We start from the raw sequence: 23,346 nt of genomic DNA, 5'->3' as shown, positions 1-23,346 counted from the left end.
GCCAGCGCCGGAAGGAGTACCCGCCGACGTGCCGGAGCTGTCTCGCGGCGGTGTCACGCGACCGTGAGGAGGAGCGGGAGTGCCGCGGATCGAAGAGGACGAGGCACGGCGACGGTTCACCGACGCCCGCGTGGCGCGGCTGGCGACGGTGGACCCCGAGGGGCGCCCCCACCTCGTGCCGGTCGTGTTCGCCGTGCGCGGCGACGGCGGGATCGTCATGGCCGTCGACCGCAAGCCCAAGAGGTCCCGGCAGCTGAAGCGGTTGCACAACATCGCCGTCCACCCGGCCGTGAGCCTGCTGGTGGACGCGTACGACGAGGACTGGGAGCGGCTGTGGTGGGTACGGGCGGACGGAGGCGCCCGGGCCGTGCCGCCGGAGGTGTCCGAGGACGACGACCGATGCGAGTACGACGCCGCGCTCGCCCTGCTGGGGCGGAAGTACCCCCAGTACCGGGACAGTCCGCCGGACGGACCGGTGGTCGTGGTCACCGTCCACCGCTGGAGCGGTTGGCGCGCCGGCCCCGAGTCCGGGGCGGCCGACCGGGAGCCGCACTCCGACACGACGAACCAGGAGGTTCCCCATGACCAGGCAGGTACGTGACGTGATGTCCCGTGGCACGGTCGCCGTCGAGCCGATGACCTCAGTGGCGCGGGCGGCTCGCCTGATGCGCGACGAGAACGTCGGCGACGTGCTGGTGACGTACGACAGCGACCTGTTCGGGGTGCTCACCGACCGCGACATCGTGGTCCGCATGATCGCCGAGAACGGCGACCCGGACACCACGACCGCGGGCTCGGTGTGCAGCCGTCCCCCCGTGGTCACGCTCGCGCCCGACGACACCACCGACCACGCGGCCGCCCTGATGCGCCGACACGCCGTGCGCAGGCTCCCTGTCGTCGAGAAGGGCGGCTGCCCGGTCGGCATCGTCAGCCTGGGCGACCTCGCCGCGGCCGAGGACCCGCGTTCTGCTCTGGCGGACGTCAGCAACGCCCGGCCCAACCGTTGAGGGTCTCTCGTCAGCGCCGGGTGTCGGGTCCCCCCAGATCGTCGACCACAGTGGTCCGGCGGGCCCGGCGCGCGCCCCGTGTCCGGTGCGTCGCCGCGCTCACCGCCGTGGCCAGGCCCAGCGCGAAGATCAGGGCCAGGGCGAGACCGGCGCAGAAGATGGCGAGGGTGTTCATGGTGGCGATGTTCTGACCGAGCATCGACACGGTGTAGTGCGGGCCGCCGCCCAGATTGTCGGCGATCACGAGCCCGGTGAAGGCGGCGGTGGCCGCGAAGAGGAGCATTCCGAGGAAGCGCATCCGAGTCATCTCCCCAAAGAGTCGTGACACCCTGCGGGTACCCGCCCCGGCAGGGGCCAGACAGCGGCGAAACCGCCCCCCGGGGCACCGCGGCGACGGCACAATGGCCGGCGGCGGCGCGTCACCGCCGAGGCCGAGGGGAGACGGACGTGAGCGAGCACCAGCGCCAGTCGGGCGGGCCGACCCGGGTGGACACCCAGGTGGCCCACAACGCCCGGGTGTGGAACTACTGGATCGGCGGCCGGGACAACTACGAGATCGACCAGAAGGTCGGCGACCAGGTCGCGTCGATGTTCCCGGTGATCCGCGAAGTGGCCCGCGCGGACCGTGCCTTCCTCGGGCGGGCGGTCCGGTTCCTGGCCGACGAGCGCGGGGTGCGGCAGTTCCTGGACGTCGGCACCGGGCTGCCGACGCTGGACAACACCCACGAGATGGCCCAGCGCATCGCACCCGAGTCCCGGATCGTGTACGTCGACAACGATCCCGTCGTGCTGGTCCACGCCCGCACCCTGCTGACCAGCACCCCCGAGGGAGCCACCGACTACGTCGACGCCGACGCGCACGACCCGGACTCCGTCGTCCGCCGCGCCGCGGCCACCCTCGACCTCACCCGCCCCGTCGCCGTCATGATGCTCGGCATCCTCAACTTCGTCCTCGACACCGACCGGGCACGGGACATCGTCCGCACCCTCATGTCCGCGGTGCCGTCCGGCAGTCACCTCGTCCTGACCCACCCCACCACGGACGCCGACCTCGGCGGACAGGGCAACGTCGAGGCGATGCGGTTCTGGAACGACAACGCGACCCCGCCCATCACCGCCCGCACCCGCGCGGAGGTCACGTCCTTCTTCGACGGCCTGGACATCCTCGCCCCCGGCCTCGTCTCGTGCGCCCACTGGCGGCCCGACGCGGCCTCCGCCGGCGCGGTCACGGTCCCGCAGTTCGGCGCGGTCGCCGTCAAACCCTGAAGTGCCGTGCTCACAGCGGAGTGTGGCTGGCCGTCATGAGGTACGTCCCGTAGGTCACGGAGAGCAGGGTGAGCGCGATGCCGAGCAGGCAGGCCTGTTTCGGCCGCACCCGCCAGGTCCGTACGAGCCCCCGCGCGAGCGGGATCAGCAGCGGGAACGCGGGCAGCAGGAAACGCGGCTTCGACGCGTAGGGACCGGAGCCGCCGACCGTGATGAGGAGCAGTATCCCGGCGTAGACGATCAGGGCCAGCGGCGCCCGGTCGACGCACAGCAGGCAGAACAGCAGGATGGCCGCCGCGACGATCACCAGCGCCAGGGGGTAGACGACCCGGCCGCCGTGCACCAGCAGCCCCTTGAGGAAGTGCAGCGAGCCCGCACCGAAGTCGAAGCGGGAGTCCCAGGCGCGCTGCACGGTGAAGTAGCCGCCGAACAGATCACCCATATGGGCGCCCACCCACAGCACGAAACTCACCCAGCCGAGGGGTGCGATGGCAGCGCCGAACCACAGCCCGAGCGGGACCCGGCCACGCCGCCTGACGATCTCGTGCACGGCTACGACGACCACCGCGGCGGCCACGGAGAACCCCGTGGGCCGGGACAGACCCGCCAGGGCCGCCAGCGCGCCGGCCCACAGCCAGCGGCCCGTCATCACCGCGTACAGCGACCAGACGGCGAGCGCCGTCAGCAGGGACTCGGTGTAGGCGAGGTTGAGGACGACGGAGTGCGGCATCGCGGCCCACACTCCGACGAGGACGGTGGCGACCGCGCGTCCGTACAGGCGGTGGCCGATCACGTAGATGCCGTACGCGGCCACCCCGGCGGCGCTCCAGGCGACCAGCAGGGCGGCGGTGCCCGGAGTGATCGGCAGGACGGTGTACACGGCGCGGATGAGTCCCGGGTACAGGGGGAAGAACGCCCAGTCCCGCTGGACGGCACCGTTGTGAAGGACGTGCACGTAGCTGCCGTAGCCGTGCTGTGCGATGTGCAGGTACCAGCGGGAGTCCCACGAGTGGGCCAGACCCTTGAGCATCGGGTGGCCGGCGAGGTGGTTCGCCACGGCGATCGCGACGATACCGGCCATGCGGATGGAGGCGAACAGCGCGAGGGCCGACGTGGCGCCGGGCAGGAGTCGGTTGTCGAAGGGAAGGCGGATGCGACGGGCACCGCCCCCGGTGCGCAGAGGGGCGGGGGCGGGCGAGAGTGCACTCACCCTCTGACCCTCCGATACCGGCGCACGGTCCGCAACGTGAGGTTTGGCCATGGTTGGGTCATATACCACTGCTGTACGAGAATCTGGCGTGATGGAGTGCTGAGGCAGGTGAGTCATGCACGCCTGAAAGGACGAAGTTCCGTGGTGGGGAGGTTGCCTGGCCGCCGGATGTTCTCACCCTTTCGCGTGACGAGTGGCACCGGCGCGGTCCCTGCCACTTGACTGGGAGTGAACGCTTCTGTCCCCGACGGAAGGAGGACCCGCATGGATTTCCGCCCCCGGCGGATACCCCTGCCGCCCACCAGATCCCCGGCGCCGGACAGCCGCGCGGCGGTCTTCTGGCGCAACCGCGCGCTGGGCCTGTTCGACCGGCTCCCGCTGCCCACGGCCTACTGCACGACGGACGGCACCATCCTGCGGGTCAACGCGGCCATGGCGGGGGAGTGGGGGACACTCGCCGGCCCCCTGCGCGGGCGCAGCATCCTCGATCTGTTCCACCCGGAGACCAGGGACGAGTTGCGCGCCGTCACCGAGGCGATCCGGCTGCACCGCAGGTCCCGTTACACCGTCGCGGTCGGCTGGACCACCGCGGCCGGCGTCGAGCGCCGCGGCGAGATGACCGTCGACCTGGTCGGCGAGGCCTCCCACAACGCGCCGGACCTGCTGTTGATGCTCCCCGTCCGCGAGGACGTCCCCGCCCCGGCGCGAGACTGCGACGTCGCGCCGGTCAAGGCGGACGAGATCGAGGCCCGGATCCTCGCGCTGGCGGCGGCCGGCTCCACGACCGGCCAGATCGCCTCCGCCGTGGGTCTGACCGTGGACGGCGTCAACTACCACTTCAAGCAGCTCTCCCGCCGCTGGGGTGTGACCGGCAAGGCGGCCCTGGTGGCGCGCGCCTACGTCGAGGGCGTCCTCGCGCCCGCCGTATGGCCGCCGACGCCCGCACGGCCGGACGGCTGACGGTGGCCACGAGGCACTCTCCTTAGAGTGGGTGCGTGACCAACGACAGCAGACCCGTCGCCGTCTTCGACCTGGACAACACCCTCGCCGACACCGCGCACCGGCAGCGCTTCCTTCGGACGAGACCGCGTGACTGGGACGGCTTCTTCGCCGCCGCGCCGCAGGACCCGCCGCTGGCCGAGGGGATCGCGCTCGCGCTGAGGACCGCAGAGGAGTGCGAGCTGGTCTATCTGACCGGGCGGCCCGCGCGCTGCCGGCGCGACACCCTCGACTGGCTCGCCGCCCACGGGCTGCCCGAGGGGCGCCTGTACATGCGGTCGAACGGCGACCGCAGGCCCGCCCGCGTCACCAAGCTGGAACTGCTGCGCGAGCTGGCCCGCGGCCGGGAGGTCCGCGTTCTCGTCGACGACGACGAACTGGTCTGCCAGGACGCCGAACGAGCGGGTTTCACCGTCGTCCGTGCCCACTGGGCGTCCCCGTCCGCCGACCTGAAGGACGCCCAGGAACGGGAGGGGCGGACCTGACGGGTCCACCCCGGGCGGACGTGTGAGGCCCGCCCGGCGGACGTCGGACGCCCGCCCCTCGCCCTCCGCTACTCGCCGTCCTCGAGCCGGAAGCCCACCTTCAGGCCGACCTGGTAGTGCTCGATCCGCCCGTCCGCGATCCGGCCCCTGACCTGGGTGACCTCGAACCAGTCCAGGTTGCGCAGGGTCTGTGAGGCGCGTTCGATCCCGTTGCGGATGGCCTGGTCGATGCCATCGGGCGAGCTGCCGACGATCTCGGTGACCCGGTAGATGTGATCGGTCATGCGGATGCTCCTCTCCTTGGCGGGTGTCCGCGGGTGTCCGCGGGTGTGTCGCCCGCGCCGGCTCAGTCGGCCGGGCGTGCCGAGCTCAGGGACAGGGCGAACCTCCCTTCCCCGTCCGTCCACCAGTGCGTCAGGTCCAGGCCGGCGGCGGCCAGTTCCCGACTCACACCGTCCTTGCGGAACTTCGCCGACACCTCCGTGCGCAGCTCCTCACCCTCGGCGAAGTCGACCGCCAGGCCAACCGCCGGGACCTTCACGGTCTGCGCGGTGCGCGCACGCAACCGCATCTCGATCCACTCGTTCTCCGCGTCCCACAGCGCCACATGGTCGAAGGCGTCCGGGTCGAAGTCGGCGCCCAGCTCCCGGTTGACGACGGCCAGCACGTTCTTGTTGAACGCGGCCGTCACCCCGGCCGTGTCGTCGTACGCCGCCACCAGCACCGAGGGGTCCTTCACCAGGTCGGTGCCGAGCAGCAGCGTGTCCCCGGGCGCCATCAGGGCCCTCACGGCCTTGAGGAACGTCGCCCGTTCGGCGGGCACCAGGTTGCCGATCGTGCCGCCGAGGAAGGCGACGAGCCGCGGCCCGGGCGTCTCCGGCAGCGTGAGGGCCGCCGTGAAGTCGGCGATGAGCGCGTGGACGTGCAGCCCTGGCCGCTCGGCGGCCAGGGCCTGTCCCGCCTGGGTGAGCGCGCTCTCGCTGACGTCGACGGGGACGTAGGTGTGCAGTCCGCTCATCGCGTCCAGCAGGTGCCGTGTCTTCTCGGACGAACCGGAGCCCAGCTCGACCAGTGTGCGCGCACCGGCCGCGGCCGCGATCTCCCCGGAGCGGGCGATGAGGATGTCCCGTTCGGCGCGTGTGGGGTAGTACTCCGGAAGCTCGGTGATCTCTTCGAACAGGTCGCTGCCGTGGGCGTCGTAGAACCACTTCGGGGGCAGCGTCCTGGGGCTGCCGGTGAGGCCGGTGAGGACGTCCGTGCGCAGCGCGGCGTCCGTGGCGTCCTCGGGCAGGGTGCGGGTGAGATGGAACGGGCTCACGTGCGGGGCTCCTCGGGTGATGGGGGTGCCCCCACTCGAGCGGAGCCGAGAGTGGGGGAGGACGCCATGTCGTCGCGCGGGTCCTTGAGCGGGGTCAGCAGGACGTCGGTGGTGTCGGCCGTGAGCAACGTGCGGTCGGGCACCTCCTGCCAGCGCGAGTCGTCGTCGTGGGGCTCGGAGGCGACGACGATGCTGCTGCCCGGCTCGGCGAGGTACCACAGGGTGTCGCCCCACGCGGTCGCCGCGATCGTCGAGCCGTTGGTGAGCAGCAGGTTGAGCCGGGAGTCGGGGGCCGCCGCGGCGACCTCGAGCACGGTGTCGGTCAGCGCCTGCCCCCCGTCGTCGCCGGCGCGCAGCCGGTTCAGCACGAGCGCCCAGACGAGGGCCGAGTCGGTGCGGGCCTCCAGCGACAGCAGTTCGGCCGGCGGCAGGGACCGGGCGAGGGCGGCGACGGAGCGCGGCCATCCGGGCACGGCCCCGTTGTGGCTGAACAGCCACCGGCCCGCCGCGAACGGCGCCGCCGCGGCCTCTCCCGCGGCGCACCCTTCGGTCGCGTCCCGTACGGCCGCCAGCAGCGCACCGGAGCGCACGACCCGCGCCAGATCGGCGAAGGACGGGTCGCTCCAGATGGGCTCCATCCGGCGGTACCGCGCGGGCACCGGATCACCCTCGGCGTACCAGCCGACGCCGAAGCCGTCGGCGTTGACCGTGCCGAACCGCTGTCGCCGCGGCTCCCACGACTGCCGGTACAGGCTGTGCGACGGCTCCTTGAGGAGCCGGCCGAGCGGCTCCTCGGGGCCCAGGTACGCGAGATGACGGCACATCACACGTCCCGGGCGGTGCGGAAGCCGGAGAAGATCTGGCGCCGGATCGGATAGTCCCAGTTCCGGAAGGTGCCCCGGCAGGCCACCTGGTCCACGGCGAACGAACCGCCGCGCAGCACCTTGTACTCCGGTCCGAAGAACACCTGCGAGTACTCCTTGTACGGGAAGGCCGTGAACCCCGGGTAGGGCAGGAAGTCGCTCGACGTCCACTCCCACACGTCACCGATCAGCTGCCGTACGCCGAGCGGGGAGGCGCCCGCCGGGTAACTGCCGACCGGCGCGGGACGCAGGTGCCGCTGCCCGAGGTTGGCGTGCTCGGGGGTGGGGTCGGCCTCGCCCCACGGGTAGCGCCGGGACCGTCCCGTGGCAGGGTCGTGGCGGGCGGCCTTCTCCCACTCGATCTCGGTGGGCAGCCGGCGCCCCGCCCAGCGCGCGTACGCGTCCGCCTCGTACCAGCAAACGTGCAGCACCGGCTCGTCGGGCGGTACGACCTCGGTGACGCCGAAGCGCCGCCGCAGCCACTGCCCGCCCTCCCGACGCCAGAACAGCGGGGCCTCGACGCCGTGCTTGCGGATGTGGGCCCAGCCCTCGAGGCTCCACCAGCGCTCGTCGTCGTAGCCGCCGTCCTCGATGAAGGCCGTGTAGGCGCCGTTCGTCACCGGGACGGCGTCGATGTAGAACGGCGGCACCTGACGCTGGTGCGCGGGCCGTTCGTTGTCCAGTGCCCACGGCTCGGTGGAGGTGCCCATGATGAACGGGCCGCCGGGCACGAAGACCTCGGACGGGCCGTCGTACGGCGTCACCGGCTCCGGGTCCGGGGCGGTGAGCGCCTGCGGGCCCTTGCGGAGCTGGTGTGTGATCAGCATCGTCTCGTCGTGCTGCTGCTCGTGCTGGGCGATCATGCCGAAGGCGAAGCCCGCCTCGGTCAGGCGCCGGCCCGTCAGCGGCGTGCGCTCCAGCACGTCCAGGGCCCGCCCGCGCACCTCGGCGGCATAGCGCCGGGCCTCGTCGGGCGGCAGCAGCGGCAGCGAGGGCCGCTCGGCGCGCGGGTGTTCGAAGGCGTCGTACAGCCCGTCGATCTCGGGCCGTATCGCCTCGCGGCCGGCGACCGCGCGCAGCAGCCACAGCTCTTCCTGGTTGCCTATGTGCGCCAGGTCCCACACCAGCGGGGACATCAGCGGGGAGTGCTGTGCCGTCAGGTCGGATTCGTCGACGCAGGTGGTCAGGAGCGCGGTGCGGTCGCGGGCCGTGGTGAGGGCGTCCAGCGCGCGCTCCCGGAGTATCTCGGGGTCGATCGGGGACCGTTCGTCGGTCATGTGCGGATGTCCTTCCCGTGGAACCGGGTGTCGTCCCCGCCGGAGGGGGTGTCCTTCCCGTGGAACCGGAGCAGCAGGTCGTCGGCGGGGCAGCGGCCCCGGGCCACATAGCGGTCGGTGAACTCGGCGACGGCACCCAGCACGTCGGCGGTGGCACGAGCGAGCCTCGGCAGCGCCTCGGCGGCGGCCGCGAAGCAGGCGACGGCGGCCTCGTGCAGGTCGGGGTCGGCCAGACCGTCGCGGGCCGCGGCGATCCACAGCGGGTTGCACGGCGGCGGCAGGGGGCCCGCCCGCTCCTCGAGCGGTTTGACCGACCGGTAGGCGGTCTCGGCGGCCTCGGGGTCGTCGAAGAGCGCGGCCGTCACGGCGAGCGGCACGATCCAGCCGTCGTCACCCGGCTGCGCGTCGATCATGCGCAGTTCCAGATGCCCGCGTGGTCTGACCGGAGGGAACAGCGTCGTCATGTGGTAGTCCAGGTCCCCGCGGTCCGGCGGATCGGCGGACCGGGTCCAGGCCCGGAAACTCAGGCCCTGCGGCACCCGCCAGGGTCCGCTGCCGTCGCGGACGCACATCACCGGCGCGTCCAGCACGCGCCGGGCCCAGGCGGCGCGCGGGTCGCCGTCGAGCGGGGCGCGCTGGAGCGGCCCGGGTCCATGGCCGTCCACAGGAACTGCCGCGTCGAACGCCAGCCCGTGGGCGGCCCCCGGCCAGCGGGGAGTGCGCGAACGCGGCGACCAGGACCGCGCCCAGCTGGTGCGCCAGCCGCCAGCGCCGCCCGAACCCCAGGGGTCCCGGCTCCTCGTGTCCGGCGTCCAGGCACACCTGCACGGAGGCGGAGGAGCACATCATGGACCGACCCTCGGGTCCCGCACGGTCCAGGCAGCGCTCCATGGCGTCGTAGCGCGGCTCGCGGAGGTAGCGGCGCGGAGCGCGCCAGGGGTCGTGGCCGTGGCCGCTGAGGGCGAGGCCGGCCTCGCGCAGCACGGCGCGCACCGCGTCGAGATCGGCGGAGACGGACCCGACGCACTCCATGAGGGAGGCGGCGGGAGCGGAGCTGAGCTCCAGCTGACCGCCGGGTTCGACCGTGAGGGCCGAACGCAGGGGCAGGGTCCGCAGTGCGGCATAGGCCGCGTCGAGACGTTCCGGTGGTACGGGGAGCCACGGCGTGCGCGGCTCGTGGACGAGCCATTCCACTTCGACACCGAGCGAGCGGGGCGGTCCGGTCTTGAAACAGATACCGCGGACCAGCGCCTCCACGTCGGCTTCGGTGACGGCGGAGCGGTGCTCCGTACAGTCACTCACCGAATCGGACATGTCGGGATCCTCCTGAGGTTCCACCATGTCGCCGATCCGGGCCCCAGGAGGCCGGACCGGCATCGCTCGTCCCACCCAAGACGTTCCCATGGATTCGCACAAGGGTGCACAGTGGGGCTTTCCGGACTGCTTTCCTCTTGTTGCGCGAGTCGCGAGACGTTGTTTCCGGGACCGCGAAACTCTGTTGCGGCGTGAGACCAGCATCGCTCACCATGCGTTCATGAGCACGGCGGGGGAGATCGGCGCCGCACCGGGGGAGCGGGCGCGCGGCGCGCTCACGGCGCCCACGGGGGTGGCGCCGTGAGCGCGCGCCTGCGCGGGATCGCGCGGCAGACGGGGAGATCCGTGGCGGCGGGGGCCAACCGCGCGCCCGACGGACGTACGGTGGCCATCACCGCGGCGGGACCGCCCGTACACGGACCCGGATGTACGACCCGCACCCCGTGGGCGTACCGCCGACCGACAAGGTCACCGGGGTCTTGGAGGTCACCGGGGAGAGCCGCCTGGAAGCCGCCCGGCGCCTTGTCGGCCGGTCGGGTGATCCGGCCGGCGTCCTGAAGCCTCCGCCCTCCCCCAAGCTCTCAACCTCGTTCGCGCAGGGAACGGGGACCCCCATCCCGGGCGGCGGCGCCCCGGCGCAGGTGGCCGGGGGGGGGGGGGGGGGGGGGGGCCACCGGCTGCCGTCCGGGCGCCGGTTCTCGGGGTACTGGGGGCGCCGCCCGACCCCGGGGCTCAGTTCCAGCCGTAGCGTTCCCTCAGCCGGTGCACCACGAGGTTGAACCGCATCCGGTCCAGCGCGCACGCCTCGCGCCGCATGCCGGCCTCGTGCACCCGGAGGACCCGGTCCACGTCCACCCAGGAGTCGCGCCCGGACCGGTCCCAGGGCCCGCTCCCGATCGGCACCCACTCCCGGTCGCCGTCGTGCCGCTTGCTGGAGAGCTGCACGGCCAGCAGCGTGCCCGCCGCCTCACGGGCGACCACGAGCACTGGGCGGTCCTTGCCGCGCCCGTCGTTCTCCTCGAACGGCACCCACGTCCAGACGATCTCGCCGGGGTCGGGGTCGCCGTCGTGCGCGGGGGAGTACTCGGTCCGTACCCGGCCCACCTCACGGGGGTCGGCCTCCGTGGTGGCGGAGGGGCCGTAGCGGCCGGGGACGTCTTCTTCGGTAAAGGCAGTCACGCGGCTCACGGTAGAGCGTCACGGCGCACGCACGTCGAGCGGGTCGGCTGGTGACGCCGTGTCAACTTCCCGTGGCGGCTGCTACGGCTGGGGCGGGTTGTCCTGCTCAGGCCGGGACCGCATCTGCTCCCTGAGCGCGTCCGGACCCTTGTCGACCGGACCGGGCTGCGCGCCGTGTGGCTGTTCGCCTGCGGGCTGCCCCGCCTTGTCGTGGCCCTCACCGGTGCGTTCGCCATGGCCCTTGAGCATCTGCCTCAGCTTGTCCATCACGGACATGACACCCTCCTTCGCGGGTCTCCCCCTCCTTCCAGGATCAGGGCCGTTCGCCAGGGGTGCATCCGCTGGGGACGTGCCGCGTACCCTCCAGGCATGGTTGACCACTGCTCGGTCGACGCCGGAGGCGTCCGGCTGGCCTGCCGGATCTCGGGACCGCCCGACGCCCCGCCACTCGTCCTGTTGCACGCCCTTGGCGAAGACGGCTCCAGCTGGGACGCGGTGGCGCCGCACCTCGCCCGCAGCCGACGCGTGCACGCGCTCGATCTGCGCGGCCACGGCCGAAGCGACTGGCCGGGTGCGTACTCGCTCGAGCTGATGCGAGCCGATGTACTCGGCTTCCTCGACGCGCTCGGCCTCGGCACGGTGGAGCTGATCGGGCACTCCCTGGGCGGCGTGGTGGCCTACCTGCTCGCCCAGGACAGTCCGGGGCGGGTGAGCCGGCTCGTCCTGGAGGACGTACCGGTGCCGCGCCCCCGACGCCCGACCGCCCCGGCCCGGCCGGACGGCGACCTGACCTTCGACTGGGAGGTGGTGACGGCGGTCAGGCCGCAGCTCGACACGCCGGATCCACGCTGGCTGGAGCGGCTCGGCCGGATCACCGCCGAGACCCTCGTGCTCGCCGGCGGTCCCGGCAGCCACATCCCCCAGGACGGCATCGCGGAACTGGCGCGCCGGGTCCCACGCGGGCGGGTGGTCACCATCCCGGTCGGGCACCTCATCCATGAGGCCGCCCCGGACGCTTTCACGGACGCCGTCTCGGCCTTCCTGCTGTGAGCCGTCCCCGGGTCAGCGCCTGTACGGGTCAGCGCTTGTACGGGTCGCCGTCGGGCAGCCAGGCGTCGGGCGCGTGGATGCCGAGGTCGCCGGCCCCCTCGGCCAGGGCCTCGGCGACGGCCCGTACCGCGGCGCGCTCCTCGCTCTCACGCCAGACCACGGACCACGTCCAGTAGACCTTCGGAGCGACCAGGGGCCGCCGCACCAGGTCGGGGGGCAGGGGAGTGGTCTGGCCCTTGGGGGAGTTGACCACCGGACGGCGGCTGCGGCGGACGTGGTCGAAGAAGGCGGGGCCGGTGATGCCGCCGTCGGAGATGCGCACCGCGCGGGCCCCGGTGTCCTCGGACAGGTGCCGGGCGAAGGCGTTCCACGACTCCCAGGACAGGGTGTCGTCGTCGAGGAGCACGCTCGTGTCCCCGACCGGTACGTCACCGTCGTCACCGCCGCTGGAGACGGCGTACAGCCGGTCTGCGCCGATCAGCCGGGCCCGCAGGCCCCGGTGTGCCAGGTCCTCGGCGCGTATCCAGCACACCGCGAGGTCGAGACTGCCGTCCGCCACCCGGGCCGCCTGGGTGTGGGAGGGCGCCACCCAGGCGTCGACGTGCAGTTGGGCGACCCCCGCGGTCCGGGCCGTCAGATCCGGGGGCAGCCAGTTGACGTAGCCGAGCCGAACCGGCTGCGACCCGGCGAGACGGCCTGCCCGGCGCTTGAGGTCGTCGGCCCGCTCCACCAGGGCGCGGGTGTGCGGAAGCAGGGCCGCGCCCGCCGGGGTGAGGGACACCGAACGGCGGTCACGGTCGAACAGTCGCACCCCAAGATCGCGTTCGAGTGCCTTGATCTGTTGCGACAGAGACGGGCCGGCGATCATCAGACGATCGGCGGCCCGGCCGAAGTTCAGCTCCTCGGCGACCGCGAGGAAGTACCGCAACTGGCGCAGTTCCACGCTCGTCATGCTACGTCGGTGGGAGGCTGCGCCTACCAGCAGGGAGGCAGCCGGTCGTGGCGTTCGCGCTGGTGGGGACCCCAGTATGGGGTCACGGAAACGCCTCGGGCGCCGAGCGCCCCGGGGCGTCCACCCTGTTGGAGAAGGATCATGCGAGAGTCGGACGTGAACGAACTGCACCCCGGCCGTTCGGGCGACCCGAGGCACGCGTCATGAGCCCGCGCGCCCCGCGTCCCTCGTCCGCCGGACCAGGCACCCCCCTGCACTCGCCCTGGGCCCATGTCGCCCAGGCCGCAGCGGCCCTCGCGGCGGGCATGGGGGTCGGCCGGTTCGTCTACACGCCGATCCTCCCCCTCATGCACGCCCGGGCCGGGCTGTCCGCCGCCGCGGGCGCGAACCTGGCCACCGCCAACTACGTCGGCTACCTCCTCGGAGCCCTGGTCGGCATCCTGGCCCCCGCGCTGGTCCGCTCACCCCTCGCCCTGCGCGGTTCTCTGGTCGCGCTGACCGTCACCCTGGCCGGGATGCCGACCACGCACAGCACCGCCGTGTGGCTCGTGCTGCGGCTGCTCGCCGGGATCGCCAGCGCCCTGATCTTCGTCATCGCGGTGAGCTCCCTCCTCGGCCACCTCCGGGACCACCCAGCACACCTGCCCGGCTGGGCCTTCGGCGGAGTCGGGGCGGGCATCGCCCTGTCCGGGCTCATGGTGCTCGCGCTGCGCAGCCTCGCCGACTGGCGGGCCGCCTGGTGGGCCGCGGCGGCCCTCGCCGCCGCCCTCGCCGTGGTGTCCTGGAACCTGCGTCCCGAAGAGGCTCCCGCACGCGACCTTCCGCGACCCGGCCGGGAACGCCGGACAGCTGCGGATGCGGCTCAGCCCGCGGGGACCGCCACGGCCGCGCGGCCGGGCACGCGTCCGCAGCGCTGGTTCAGCGCCCTCTTCGTCAGCTACACCCTCGAAGGCGTCGGTTACATCGTCGCCGGCACCTTCCTCGTCGCCGCGATCGAGCAGAGCTCCCCGGGCTGGGTCGGCAGCGGTGCCTGGGTGCTGGTCGGTCTCGCGGCCGTCCCGTCCTCGGCGCTGTGGGCCAGGCTCGGGCGCCGCTGGTCCCGCCCCGGTCTGCTGCTCGCAGCGCTCGCGATCCAGGCGGTCGGCATCGCCCTGCCCGCCCTGCTCGGGTCGGTGGCGGCGGCCCTGGCGTCCGCCGTCCTGTTCGGCGCGACCTTCATCGGCATCAGCACCCTGGCCCTGGCCACCGGCGCCCACCTGCGGTACCCGCGCTCCGTCGCGCTGCTGACGACCGGGTACTCCGTGGGTCAGATCCTCGGCCCCCTGGCGGTCGCCCCGCTGCTCCACCACGGCTACCGCCAGGCCCTGCTCCTGGCCGCCGTCGTGGTCCTCGCCGGCGCGCTCGCCGCGGGCGTCCTGCGCATCGGCTTCCCGCACCACCGGGAGGTCGTGCGGGGCGGCGCCCCGGGAGACAGGCCCGCAGCGGCGGACGCCGTACCGGCTTCGACGGACCGTCGCTGACGCCGCCGCGCTACTGTCGGGCTGTCGGGACGGCCGCTCAACGACCTACCGCCACCGGAGCCACTGACGGGGAGCCGCACATGACCACTGCACGGGACCTGCTGATCGTCGCCCTGGGCGCGGCGCCCGGCCGTTCCGCCGAACCGGGCGATCTCTCGCTCGCGCTCGCGGGAGCGGAGCTGCTCGACCTCCGGGACGCCCGGGCCCTCACGCTGGACGGAGACCTCGTGGTACCGGGCGACCCGCCGGTGACCGACGACCGACTGGTGCGGGAGGCCGCGGCGTCACTCGTCCGGCAGACGCCCCACGAAACCGTCGAGGACTGGCTCTGGCGCCGGGGGCGTGGTCTGTCCTCGGCGTATCTGGCCGCCTTCGAGGACGAGGGACTGCTCAAGCGGCAGCACCGCCGCCTGCTGCCGTCCTGGACCGGTGAGGCGGTGCTGGCCGACTCCGCCGCCCGGCAGCGGGCGGCGGACCGATGGGCCGAGGACGAGCCCGTGCTCGCCGCTCTCGCCACGGCCATCGGGATCCGTGAGACACCCGCCGGAGAGCTGCCGGACGAGACCGACGAGGCCGTGACGACGGTGCTCGCCGCCGTCGACGACGCGGTGACGGAGCTGACGGCCGTACGACAACGACGAGCCATCGAGAAGGCGGCCTTCGACAACATCTGGAGGGGGAACTGACACGGGCGCGGGCCGCCCGCCGGTCCGTTACGGGGTCCCGTCGTCGAGCGGCTGGGACAGGGCCGCCTTGACCTGCCTCGTCCGCTCGTCGGCGAGGACCTCGACCCGGTCGTCGGCCAGAGCCCGCATGGTCTGCTCGGCGACGTCCCCGGCGCTGATCTTCGGCGCGTCCGTCCAGTCGGCCAGGTCCGTGTCCACGAAGCCCGCGTGCACCCCGATCACCAGCGTGCCCTGGTCGCGCAACCCCTCGCGCAGTGCGCTGGTCAGCGACCACTGCGCCGCCTTGGAGGCCGCGTAGCCGGGCCAGCCGGGCCGGCTCGCCCAGGACGCCACCGACAGCATGTTCACCAGGGCGCCGCCCCCGTTCCGTGCCAGGACGGGCGCGAACGCGCGGGCGACGGCCCAGGTGCCGAAGAAGTTCACCTCCATCGCCTCACGGGCGCCGTCGAGGGAGCCGTCGAAGAGCTTGGTGCCCCAGCCGCCCACACCGGCGTTGTTGATCAGGATGCTGACGTCACCCGCCGCGGTGGCGGCCGCGGCGACCTCTTCATGACGGGTGACATCCAGACGCAGCGGCGTGACGTCCGGGTCCGTCACGCTCTCCGGGTCGCGCGCCGCCGCGTAGACCTTGACGGCACCGTGGTCGAGCAACGCGCGGGCGAACGCCCTGCCGATGCCGCGGTTCGCACCCGTGACCAGGGCCACCGATCCGGCGATGTCCATAGCTCCTCCTCATGCCGTGGGACGGGACTCGTTCGTCCGCCGACGCGCACCACTGCCCCGGGCCCATCCTCCCCGGGGACGGCGTCAACTTGCGTGCAGCGCCGGGTCGTTCGGGTGTTCGCTGAGAGGCGTCGTCTCGACGGTCGTCCAGGGCGACAGCGGGAGCGCCTCCAGGACGGCCTCCAGCTCGGCCGTGTCCCCGGCACGCCACAGACCCAGTGCCCGCCCCTGGCCCGGTAGCTGCCACAGTCGTACGAGGCGCCCCTGGGCGGCCAGTCCCCGCGCACGGACCGCCTCCGCTTCCATCGCCGAGTCGATCACCTGAGCGCGCGTGCCCTCGGCCGCCGAGCGAGTGAAGTGGACCAGGAATTCCCGGGCACCCGCCGGTCCGGGCGCCGTCGGCGACGGGTCGTTCGGGTGCGGTGACAGCGGGGTGGCCTCGTCCGTGCGCCACACGCGCAGCGGCATGGAGACCAGCACTTCCTCCAGCCGGGCGTCGTCCTCGGCCGCGAACAGCCCCAGCGTGCGCCACTCGCCGGGCCGGAGCGGCGGGCGCCACAGGCGGAGCAGGTGCCCCTGTGCGGCCGGCTCACGCGAGCGCGCGGCCTCACGGGCGCGGATGTCCGCGACGGCTTCCTCGGGCGTGCCCTCGGGGACGTGGGTGGTCATCGTGACGAGGTATTCCATGGCGCGACTCCCGTTGCGGCTCGCTGTGCCCTCCGCATCACCATCACGCGCGGCGCGGCGGTGCGCACCCTTGCCGACCGAGCTCCGGATCCGGTGCCGCACGCCGGCATTACCTGTCAAGGGAGTGACGGGAATCTCGTCCCCGTCACCGCTGAGGCCACGGCCGCCGAGCCGGGGCCCGGCCCGCCCCCGCCGGGATCACCGGGCACCGTGCCGCAGAGCGCACTTCGGGCGTACAGGATCCGAACTCCGTACGCCCGAAGCTCAGTGCCTCAGTCCTCAGGCCTCAGCGCCTCAGCGGCTCAGTGCCTCAGCGCCTCACTGCCGAGGGACTCATCCCTCGTCGTTCTCCACCGCGACCTTCTCCGGCCGCGGCGGCACGAACCCGTTGAGCCCGGCAGTCCCCGCCGCCGGCGCCGCGTTCTGGTTCATCGAGGACAGCACCTGGCGGGCGAGCCCCAGACCGGTGCCGCCCATCGTCAGGGCCTTGGCGAACATGTCGGCCATGCCGTCCGCCCCGTTGAGCAGCACCATGTTGTCGACGTTGCCGAACGCCGACGCGCCCGCCCGGACGATCTCCGGCCACTTCTCGGCGAGTTGCTGCGCGACCACGGCCTCCTGGTTGTCCGCGAGGGCCGCGGCACGCGCCTTGATGGCCTCCGCCTCCGCAAGACCCTGGGCACGGGTCGCCTCCGCCTCGGCCAGACCCTTCGCCTGGGCCGCGGCCGCCTCGGCCTCACCGGTCGCGCGGGTCGCCTCGGCCGCCGCCGCACCCCGCGTCTTGGTCGCCTCGGCCTCCGCCGCCGCGGCCGTCTTGACCCGCGTCGCCTCGGCCGCCGCCGCCAGCTCGGTCTCCTTCGCGTTGGCCTGCGCCGCCGAGATCCGCGCGTCACGCTCGGCCTCGGCCAGCGTGCGCTTCTCGTACGCCTTCGCGTCAGCGGGCTTGCGGACGTCCGCCTGGAGCTGCTGCTCGCGCCGGTGCGCCTCCAGCTCCGCGACCCGGGTCTCCTGCACCACGACCTCCTGGCGGGCCGCGGCATCCGCGAGCGGACCCGCCTGGCGCGCCTTGGCGGCCGCCTTGTCCCGCTCGGCCTGGTACCCGGCCTGCAGGATCTCGCTGTCCCGCGTCGCCTCCGCCATCCGCGCGAACGACTGCTGCTCCGCCTCGGTGGCGAGGCGGTTCGCCTCCGCCTGCGCGATGCGCGCGTCCCGCTGCACCGCCGCCGCGTGCGGCGACGCCAGGTTCCGGATGTACCCCGTCGGGTCCTCGATCTCGTGGATCTGCAGCGAGTCCACGATCAGACCGAGCTTCTCCATCTCCGTACCGCAGGCGGCCCGGGTCTGCCCGGTGAGCTTCTCGCGGTCGCGGATCATGTCCTCGACCGTCAACCCGCCCACGATCGAACGGAGATGACCGGCGAACACGTTGTGGACACGCTCCGACATCAGCTTCTGCTGGTCCAGGAAGCGGCGGGCCGCGTTGGCGATCGACACGAAGTCGTCGCCCACCTTGAAGATGACCACGCCCCGCACCTTCAGCGGAATGCCCTGATGGGTCACGCAGTCCACGTGCAGTTCCGTCTCGTTGAGGTCGAGCGACAGCTTGCGCACCGCCTGCACGCCCGGCAGGACCAGCGTGCCGCGCCCCGTGACGATGCGGAAGCCCATCCCTTCCTCGAGACCCTCCGTCCGATGCTTCGAACCGGAGATGATCAGTGCTTCGTTGGGCTCCGCGACACGCCACATGAGCTTGAAGATCCCAACGATGACAAGCAGCGCGAGGACGACAGCCCCCGCGACGACGCCGATGACCATCGGCATACGCCCCCTTTGCCTGGTGCCGGGTCGGCACCGAACGAAGGCGAGTCTGCGCCTGCGCAAGCCCGGGGTGAAGACACTGACGAAACCTTGTTGCAATCTTGACGCCTACGCCTCTCACCTGCGGTGAGAGAGGCTCAACTGTCGTACATGGCCTCGACGTAGACGGTTCGGGGCGGCAGATACTCCATCACCATCACCACCGCGCCCCGCTCGATGCGGCCGGTTCCGTCCGCGGGATACGCGAGGAAGTGCTCGGCCCCGCCGCGCACGCGGACGATCACCTCACCGACCAGCCCGGGCCCGACGGTACCGGTGACACGTCCCATCAAGCCGACCATCGGCGCATCATCCATGGTCACAGGGTACGGTTCGCACGCTCCTGCGTCGCCCGAGCGTCCAGGGCGTCCGCGTACCGCGGCCACCGCCCGTCCCAGCGTCGGTCCGACTCCAACTGGGCCGCCAGCGACACCAGAAGAGGCTCGCTGTTCGCCGGGCCCAGCAACTGCGCGCCCACGGGCAGACCGTCACCGACGAAACCCGCGGGCACGCTGATCCCCGGCCAGCCCAGCACGTTCCACGGCCAGGCGTACGGACAGGCCGCGATCATCGCCCGGTCCGTGTTCCAGCCGTTCATGTTCGCCAGCGTTCCGATGCGCGGCGGGGGAGCGGCCGTCGTCGGTGCGAGGAGGACGTCGTACGTCGTGAAGAGCGCCCCCACGCGCCGGTGCAGCGTCGCCTCCGCCCGCTGCGCCACACGCAGCGGAGCCCCACCGAGCAGCCGGCCCAGGCGTGCGGCGTCGCGGGTGCGCCGGTCGAGCAGGTCCGGGGACGGCACGTTGCGCACCCACTCGGCCAGGCCTGCGGTCGCCCGCGGCACGAACGCCAGCCCGATCTGCCCGTACCGCGGCTCCGCCTCCTCGACGACGTGACCGAGCGCGGCGAGCCGCTCCGCGAGCGCGAGCACCCGCTCCCGTACGCGGGGATCGAGCCGCGCAGGCAACGCCGTGAACGGCGGCTTCAGCGAGAGCGCGATCCGCAGCCGGCCCGGGTCGCGTCCCACCGCGGCCGAGATGTCGAGCGCGGGCGGCCGGTGCCGTTCGCCGTCGTGGTTCCCGCTCGCCGCGTCCAGGAGCAGCGCCGCGTCCGCGACCGTACGGGCGAGCGTGCCGTTGACCGTGATGCCGTAGAAGGACTCGGGGCTCGGCCAGGTCGAGATCCGGCCGCGCTGCGGCTTGATGCCGACCAGGTGCGTCCAGGCAGCCGGGATGCGGACCGACCCGGCGCCGTCCGAGCCCAGCGCGGCCGGCACCAGGCCCGCCGCGACCGCCGCCGCGGAGCCGCCGGACGAGCCGCCCGGTGTGTGGCGGAGGTTCCACGGGTTGCGCGTGGCGCCGAAGGCGGGCCCCTCGGTGAACGGCCACTGCCCCAGCTCGCAGGTGTTGGTCTTGCCGACGATCACCGCGCCGGCGGCCCGCAGCCGCCGTACCGCCTCGCCGTCCTCGGCCGCCGGCGGGAACTCGCCCGGGCAGCCGAACGCGGTGGGCTCGCCCGCCACGTCCATGTCGTCCTTGACCGCCACCGGCACCCCCAGCAGCGGCCGCCGCACCCCGGCCGCCAGCAGCCTGTCGGCCGCCTCCGCCTCGAGGAGCGCGGCCTCACCGCGCACCACGCGGAATGCGTTCACTGTGGGCTGCGCCGCCTGGATCCGGGCCAGCGTGCGCTCCACGAGCTCCCGGGAGGTCATCTCGCCGGCGGCGAGCGCGCGGGCGCACACCGCCGGTCCCGGAATGCGGTCGGACGTCATGGGACACCTCCGCGGAACCGTCTTCTACCGAACGGTAACCTGTGCGCGCGCCCCGCGACACCGAATGCGCAACTTCCCTTGTGGGAGGGGTGGTTACGGCCGCATGCGCACCCCGGGAACGCACGGTGTGAGCGTTCTGCGAAGATGCGGTACGTCATGGTGCAGATACCGAAACAGCCCGTCCCTTCGTCGCCCGCACCACCCGCCGTGCCGACGAGTGCCGATGTGGCACGCCTGGCCGGTGTCTCGCGCGCGACCGTCTCCTACGTCCTCAACAACACCAGCGCCGTACGCATCAGCGAACCCACCCGCCGCCGCGTCCACGAGGCCGCCAAGGAACTGGGGTACGTCCCGCACGCGGCCGCCCGCAGCCTGCGCGCCGGACACAGCCGCATGGTGCTCATGCCCTCGCCGAACGTGCCGGCGGGACCGCTGTACAGCCGGTTCCTGAGCGAACTGCAGTGGGCGCTCAGCCGGCTCGACTACACGGTCGTGCAGTACGGCGGCATCGGCCTCGACCGCGACGAGGCGGCCCGTGCATGGGCGGAACTGCGGCCGGTCGCGGTCATCGTGCCCGGCGGCGGCCTCGGCGCCGAGGGCGTCCACGTCCTCAAGCGCTCAGGGGCCCGCGCCGTCGTCACCCTCGGCTCCGAACGCGTCGAGGGCGCGCACGCGCTGCTCCTGGACCAGGACGGGGTGGGGCACAGCGTCGGGGTCCATCTGCTGGCCCGCGGCCGCCGCCGAGTCGGTGTGGTCATGCCCGAGGAGCCCGGTCTGGAGTTCTTCTCCACGCCCCGCCTTCAAGGCGTGCGGCGCGCCCTGGAGGGCACCGACGCGACCGTCACCGAGCTGCCGCTCGCCTACGAGGAGGACTCCGCCGCCCGGCTGGCCGGGCGCTGGCGCTCTCTGGGCCTGGACTCCGTCTTCGCGTACAACGACGAGTACGCGATGCTCCTGATGCGCGCCCTCCAGGACGAGGGCGTGGACATCCCCCGTGAGACGGCCGTGGTCGGCGCCGACGACCTGATGCTCGGCCGGCTGCTGCGCCCGCGGCTGAGCACCGTCCATATCGAGCTGCCGTCCGGACGCGATCTCGCCGAGCTGGTCGACCGCGCGGTGCGCGATCCTGGAGGTGAGCCGGAGGTGCACGAGGTGTTCGGGGCACGGATCGTGCACCGCGAATCGAGCTGAGCACGCGGGACGGGCCTCCACGCGCACCGTGCGCCCCGCCCGGTGCCGGATCGGAGAGCCGTCATGCTGCTCGACACGCAGACCTGGCAGCCGCAGCCGCTGACGGGCGCCGAGTACACCGTCACCGAGCCCGCCACCGGCGAGTCGCTCGGCACCGTCACGCTCGCCTCCGAACAGGACGTCGAGACCGCCGCCCGGGCCGCCGTCACCGCCCAGGGCGCCTGGGCGAAGACCCCCTACAGCGTGCGCGCCGCCGTGCTCCGCAGGGCCGGCGACCTGCTCGCCGTGCACACCGACGAGCTGCGCGACTGGCTCGTCCGCGAGTCCGGCTCCGTCCCGGACAAGGCCGGCTTCGAGCTGCACGTCGCCGCGCAGGAGTGCTACGAGGCGGCAGCCCTCGCGTCGCACCCGACGGGGCAGGTCCTGCCCTCGGAGGCACCCCGGCTGTCGTACACGCGCCGTGTCCCCGTCGGCGTGGTGGGCGTGATCGCCCCGTTCAACGCCCCGCTGATCCTCGCGGTCCGCTCCGTCGCACCGGCCCTCGCCCTCGGCAACGCCGTCGTGCTCAAACCCGACCCGCGCACCGCTGTCTGCGGCGGCCTCGCCGTGGCCGCCGTGTTCGCCGAGGCGGGACTGCCCGAGGACCTGCTGCACGTCCTGCCCGGCGGACCCGACGTGGGTCAGGAACTGGTCGCCGACCCGCACGTCCCGGTCATCTCCTTCACCGGGTCGACCGCCGCCGGCCGCGCGATCGCCGAGGCCGGCGGACACCACCTGAAACGGGTACACCTGGAACTCGGCGGCAACTCCGCGCTGATCGTCCTCGAGGACGCCGACCTCGACGCCGTCGTCTCCAGCGCGGCCTGGGGGTCCTTCTTCCACCAGGGCCAGATCTGCATGACGACCGGCCGTCACCTCGTCCACGCGTCCCTGTACGAGGACTACGTCGAGCGGCTCGCCGCCAAGGCCGACACGCTCACCGTGGGCGACCCGTACCGCGAGAAGGTGCACCTCGGCCCCGTCATCGACGCGAGCCAACTCGCCCGGATCCACGGGCTGGTGGCGGCCAGCACCGCTCGCGGTGCGAAGCTCGTGGCGGGGGGCACGCACCGCGGCCTGTTCTATCGGCCGACGGTGCTGGCCGGAGCCGACGACACGACACCCGCGTACACGGAGGAGGTCTTCGGGCCGGTCGCACCCGTACGCCCCTTCACGACAACGGAAGAGGCCGTCGGCCTCGCCTCCGCGGGGCCGTACGGCCTCTCCCTGGGCATCGTCACACGGGACGCCGTGCGCGGCCTCGACCTGGCCGAGCGGATCCCGACGGGCATGGCCCACATCAACGACCAGACCGTGGGGGACGAGGCTGTCGCGCCCTTCGGCGGCCTCGCCGCCTCCGGCACCGGCGCGCGTTTCGGCGGCGAGGCCAATCTGGACGCCTTCACCGACCTGCGCTGGACCACGGTGCGCGGGGACGTGGCCACGTACCCCTTCTGACCGCCCGGCCGGGAGCCGTCACTCTCCGTTCTGTTCGGCCTTGGCCTGCTGCTCGGACACCGCCTTGCGGACCTCGTCCATGTCCAGCCCGCGGGCCTGCCCGATCACGTCGTCCAGGGCGGCCTGCGGCAGCGCGCCCGGCTGCGCGAACACGGCTACGCGGTCACGGACGATCATCAGCGTCGGGATCGACTGGATGCCGAACGCCGCCGCGAGCTCGGGCTGCGCCTCGGTGTCCACCTTGCCGAACACCAGGTCGGGGTTCTCCTCGGCGGCCTTCTCGTACACCGGCGCGAACTGACGGCACGGCCCGCACCAGGACGCCCAGAAGTCGATCAGGATGAAGTCGTTGTCCTGGACCGTCTGGTCGAAGTTCTCCTTGGTGAGCTCCACGGTGTTGCTCATGGCGTATCCCTCTTCCTGATGTCGGGGCCGAGCCGCTGTCGTCAACTGTCACACTTGGTCACGTATTCCGCGCCCTACCCGTGTGGCCCCCG

General features: G+C 72.9%; 25 protein-coding genes and 1 pseudogene. 10 read left to right on the top strand and 16 right to left on the bottom strand.

The window, feature by feature from the left end:
* Window positions 1-79: 79 nt before the first annotated feature.
* Together N8I84_RS05535 and N8I84_RS05530 are read left to right on the top strand one after the other, a co-directional pair.
* On the top strand, window positions 80-601 hold the full coding sequence (locus N8I84_RS05535; RefSeq protein ID WP_449334038.1) for a TIGR03668 family PPOX class F420-dependent oxidoreductase: 522 nt from the start codon (window positions 80-82) through the stop codon (window positions 599-601).
* On the top strand, window positions 582-1,007 hold the full coding sequence (locus N8I84_RS05530) for a CBS domain-containing protein (protein ID WP_263228497.1): 426 nt from the start codon (window positions 582-584) through the stop codon (window positions 1,005-1,007). Before N8I84_RS05535 ends, N8I84_RS05530 begins: the two co-directional genes overlap by 20 nt.
* Before the next feature lie 10 nt (window positions 1,008-1,017).
* On the opposite strand, the gene N8I84_RS05525 is transcribed toward N8I84_RS05530, so the two are convergent.
* Window positions 1,018-1,305 (bottom strand): hypothetical protein, encoded by a 288-nt coding sequence (locus tag N8I84_RS05525; protein WP_263228496.1) that lies wholly within the window; start codon window positions 1,303-1,305, stop codon window positions 1,018-1,020.
* Between the two features lie 149 nt (window positions 1,306-1,454).
* On the opposite strand from N8I84_RS05525, the gene N8I84_RS05520 reads away from it, so the two are divergent.
* Window positions 1,455-2,273, top strand: coding sequence for an SAM-dependent methyltransferase (locus N8I84_RS05520; RefSeq protein ID WP_263228495.1), 819 nt, complete (start codon window positions 1,455-1,457; stop codon window positions 2,271-2,273).
* Between the two features lie 10 nt (window positions 2,274-2,283).
* Here N8I84_RS05520 and N8I84_RS05515 read toward each other — a convergent pair whose 3' ends face one another.
* Complete coding sequence (locus N8I84_RS05515; protein WP_263228494.1) at window positions 2,284-3,483, bottom strand: hypothetical protein; 1,200 nt, start codon at window positions 3,481-3,483, stop codon at window positions 2,284-2,286.
* 264 nt (window positions 3,484-3,747) lie between these two features.
* On the opposite strand from N8I84_RS05515, the gene N8I84_RS05510 reads away from it, so the two are divergent.
* Window positions 3,748-4,443 carry a helix-turn-helix transcriptional regulator gene (locus tag N8I84_RS05510; RefSeq protein ID WP_263228493.1) on the top strand — a complete coding sequence of 232 codons (696 nt, stop codon included), beginning with the start codon at window positions 3,748-3,750 and terminating at the stop codon, window positions 4,441-4,443.
* 35 nt (window positions 4,444-4,478) lie between these two features.
* Window positions 4,479-4,967, top strand: coding sequence for a phosphatase domain-containing protein (locus N8I84_RS05505; RefSeq protein ID WP_263228492.1), 489 nt, complete (start codon window positions 4,479-4,481; stop codon window positions 4,965-4,967).
* Between the two features lie 68 nt (window positions 4,968-5,035).
* Here N8I84_RS05505 and N8I84_RS05500 read toward each other — a convergent pair whose 3' ends face one another.
* From N8I84_RS05500 to N8I84_RS05465, 7 genes and pseudogenes are all read right to left on the bottom strand, one after another.
* The gene (locus N8I84_RS05500; protein ID WP_263228491.1) at window positions 5,036-5,251 is read right to left on the bottom strand and encodes a dodecin; all 216 of its coding nucleotides are present in this window, start codon (window positions 5,249-5,251) and stop codon (window positions 5,036-5,038) included.
* A gap of 62 nt (window positions 5,252-5,313) precedes the next feature.
* On the bottom strand, window positions 5,314-6,285 hold the full coding sequence (egtD, locus tag N8I84_RS05495; protein ID WP_263228490.1) for an L-histidine N(alpha)-methyltransferase: 972 nt from the start codon (window positions 6,283-6,285) through the stop codon (window positions 5,314-5,316).
* Complete coding sequence (gene egtC, locus N8I84_RS05490; RefSeq protein WP_263228489.1) at window positions 6,282-7,109, bottom strand: ergothioneine biosynthesis protein EgtC; 828 nt, start codon at window positions 7,107-7,109, stop codon at window positions 6,282-6,284. Before egtC ends, egtD begins: the two co-directional genes overlap by 4 nt.
* Complete coding sequence (gene egtB, locus N8I84_RS05485; RefSeq protein WP_263228488.1) at window positions 7,109-8,425, bottom strand: ergothioneine biosynthesis protein EgtB; 1,317 nt, start codon at window positions 8,423-8,425, stop codon at window positions 7,109-7,111. Before egtB ends, egtC begins: the two co-directional genes overlap by 1 nt.
* Window positions 8,422-9,739, bottom strand: a pseudogene (egtA, locus tag N8I84_RS05480) (ergothioneine biosynthesis glutamate--cysteine ligase EgtA). Before egtA ends, egtB begins: the two are co-directional and overlap by 4 nt.
* Before the next feature lie 732 nt (window positions 9,740-10,471).
* On the bottom strand, window positions 10,472-10,918 hold the full coding sequence (locus tag N8I84_RS05470) for a type II toxin-antitoxin system PemK/MazF family toxin (protein WP_263228487.1): 447 nt from the start codon (window positions 10,916-10,918) through the stop codon (window positions 10,472-10,474).
* An 81-nt stretch (window positions 10,919-10,999) separates the two neighbouring features.
* Window positions 11,000-11,194, bottom strand: a complete 195-nt coding sequence (locus N8I84_RS05465; RefSeq protein WP_200422768.1) for an antitoxin — start codon at window positions 11,192-11,194, stop codon at window positions 11,000-11,002.
* A 93-nt stretch (window positions 11,195-11,287) separates the two neighbouring features.
* Between N8I84_RS05465 and N8I84_RS05460 the strand changes: the two genes are divergently transcribed.
* On the top strand, window positions 11,288-11,968 hold the full coding sequence (locus tag N8I84_RS05460) for an alpha/beta fold hydrolase (protein ID WP_263228486.1): 681 nt from the start codon (window positions 11,288-11,290) through the stop codon (window positions 11,966-11,968).
* Window positions 11,969-11,996: 28 nt separating this feature from the next.
* On the opposite strand, the gene N8I84_RS05455 is transcribed toward N8I84_RS05460, so the two are convergent.
* Window positions 11,997-12,920, bottom strand: a complete 924-nt coding sequence (locus tag N8I84_RS05455; protein WP_313884240.1) for a LysR family transcriptional regulator — start codon at window positions 12,918-12,920, stop codon at window positions 11,997-11,999.
* Between the two features lie 203 nt (window positions 12,921-13,123).
* Here N8I84_RS05455 and N8I84_RS05450 point away from each other — a divergent pair, with 203 nt between their 5' ends.
* Complete coding sequence (locus tag N8I84_RS05450) at window positions 13,124-14,440, top strand: YbfB/YjiJ family MFS transporter (protein WP_263228485.1); 1,317 nt, start codon at window positions 13,124-13,126, stop codon at window positions 14,438-14,440.
* An 80-nt stretch (window positions 14,441-14,520) separates the two neighbouring features.
* Window positions 14,521-15,126 carry a GOLPH3/VPS74 family protein gene (locus N8I84_RS05445; RefSeq protein WP_263228484.1) on the top strand — a complete coding sequence of 202 codons (606 nt, stop codon included), beginning with the start codon at window positions 14,521-14,523 and terminating at the stop codon, window positions 15,124-15,126.
* A gap of 27 nt (window positions 15,127-15,153) precedes the next feature.
* On the opposite strand, the gene N8I84_RS05440 is transcribed toward N8I84_RS05445, so the two are convergent.
* From N8I84_RS05440 to N8I84_RS05415, 5 genes are all read right to left on the bottom strand, one after another.
* Window positions 15,154-15,849: an SDR family oxidoreductase gene (locus N8I84_RS05440; RefSeq protein ID WP_263228483.1), complete on the bottom strand. Its 696-nt coding sequence runs from the start codon at window positions 15,847-15,849 to the stop codon at window positions 15,154-15,156.
* A gap of 84 nt (window positions 15,850-15,933) precedes the next feature.
* On the bottom strand, window positions 15,934-16,536 hold the full coding sequence (locus tag N8I84_RS42680) for a muconolactone Delta-isomerase family protein (RefSeq protein ID WP_313884239.1): 603 nt from the start codon (window positions 16,534-16,536) through the stop codon (window positions 15,934-15,936).
* Between the two features lie 333 nt (window positions 16,537-16,869).
* Window positions 16,870-18,357, bottom strand: a complete 1,488-nt coding sequence (locus N8I84_RS05425) for a flotillin family protein (RefSeq protein WP_263228482.1) — start codon at window positions 18,355-18,357, stop codon at window positions 16,870-16,872.
* 134 nt (window positions 18,358-18,491) lie between these two features.
* Window positions 18,492-18,716, bottom strand: coding sequence for a hypothetical protein (locus N8I84_RS05420; protein WP_263228481.1), 225 nt, complete (start codon window positions 18,714-18,716; stop codon window positions 18,492-18,494).
* Window positions 18,713-20,161 carry an amidase gene (locus N8I84_RS05415; RefSeq protein ID WP_263228480.1) on the bottom strand — a complete coding sequence of 483 codons (1,449 nt, stop codon included), beginning with the start codon at window positions 20,159-20,161 and terminating at the stop codon, window positions 18,713-18,715. Before N8I84_RS05415 ends, N8I84_RS05420 begins: the two co-directional genes overlap by 4 nt.
* Before the next feature lie 156 nt (window positions 20,162-20,317).
* Here N8I84_RS05415 and N8I84_RS05410 point away from each other — a divergent pair, with 156 nt between their 5' ends.
* Window positions 20,318-21,352 carry a LacI family DNA-binding transcriptional regulator gene (locus N8I84_RS05410; RefSeq protein WP_263228479.1) on the top strand — a complete coding sequence of 345 codons (1,035 nt, stop codon included), beginning with the start codon at window positions 20,318-20,320 and terminating at the stop codon, window positions 21,350-21,352.
* 63 nt (window positions 21,353-21,415) lie between these two features.
* Window positions 21,416-22,849: a benzaldehyde dehydrogenase gene (locus tag N8I84_RS05405; RefSeq protein ID WP_263228478.1), complete on the top strand. Its 1,434-nt coding sequence runs from the start codon at window positions 21,416-21,418 to the stop codon at window positions 22,847-22,849.
* Between the two features lie 18 nt (window positions 22,850-22,867).
* Here N8I84_RS05405 and trxA read toward each other — a convergent pair whose 3' ends face one another.
* On the bottom strand, window positions 22,868-23,299 hold the full coding sequence (gene trxA, locus N8I84_RS05400) for a thioredoxin (RefSeq protein ID WP_390898855.1): 432 nt from the start codon (window positions 23,297-23,299) through the stop codon (window positions 22,868-22,870).
* Window positions 23,300-23,346 lie beyond the last annotated feature (47 nt).

The sequence above is a fragment of the Streptomyces cynarae genome (assembly GCF_025642135.1).
GTDB lineage: Bacteria > Actinomycetota > Actinomycetes > Streptomycetales > Streptomycetaceae > Streptomyces > Streptomyces cynarae.
Note: the sequence above shows the minus strand (reverse complement) of the source record. Positions and strands in the feature narration are given on the sequence as shown.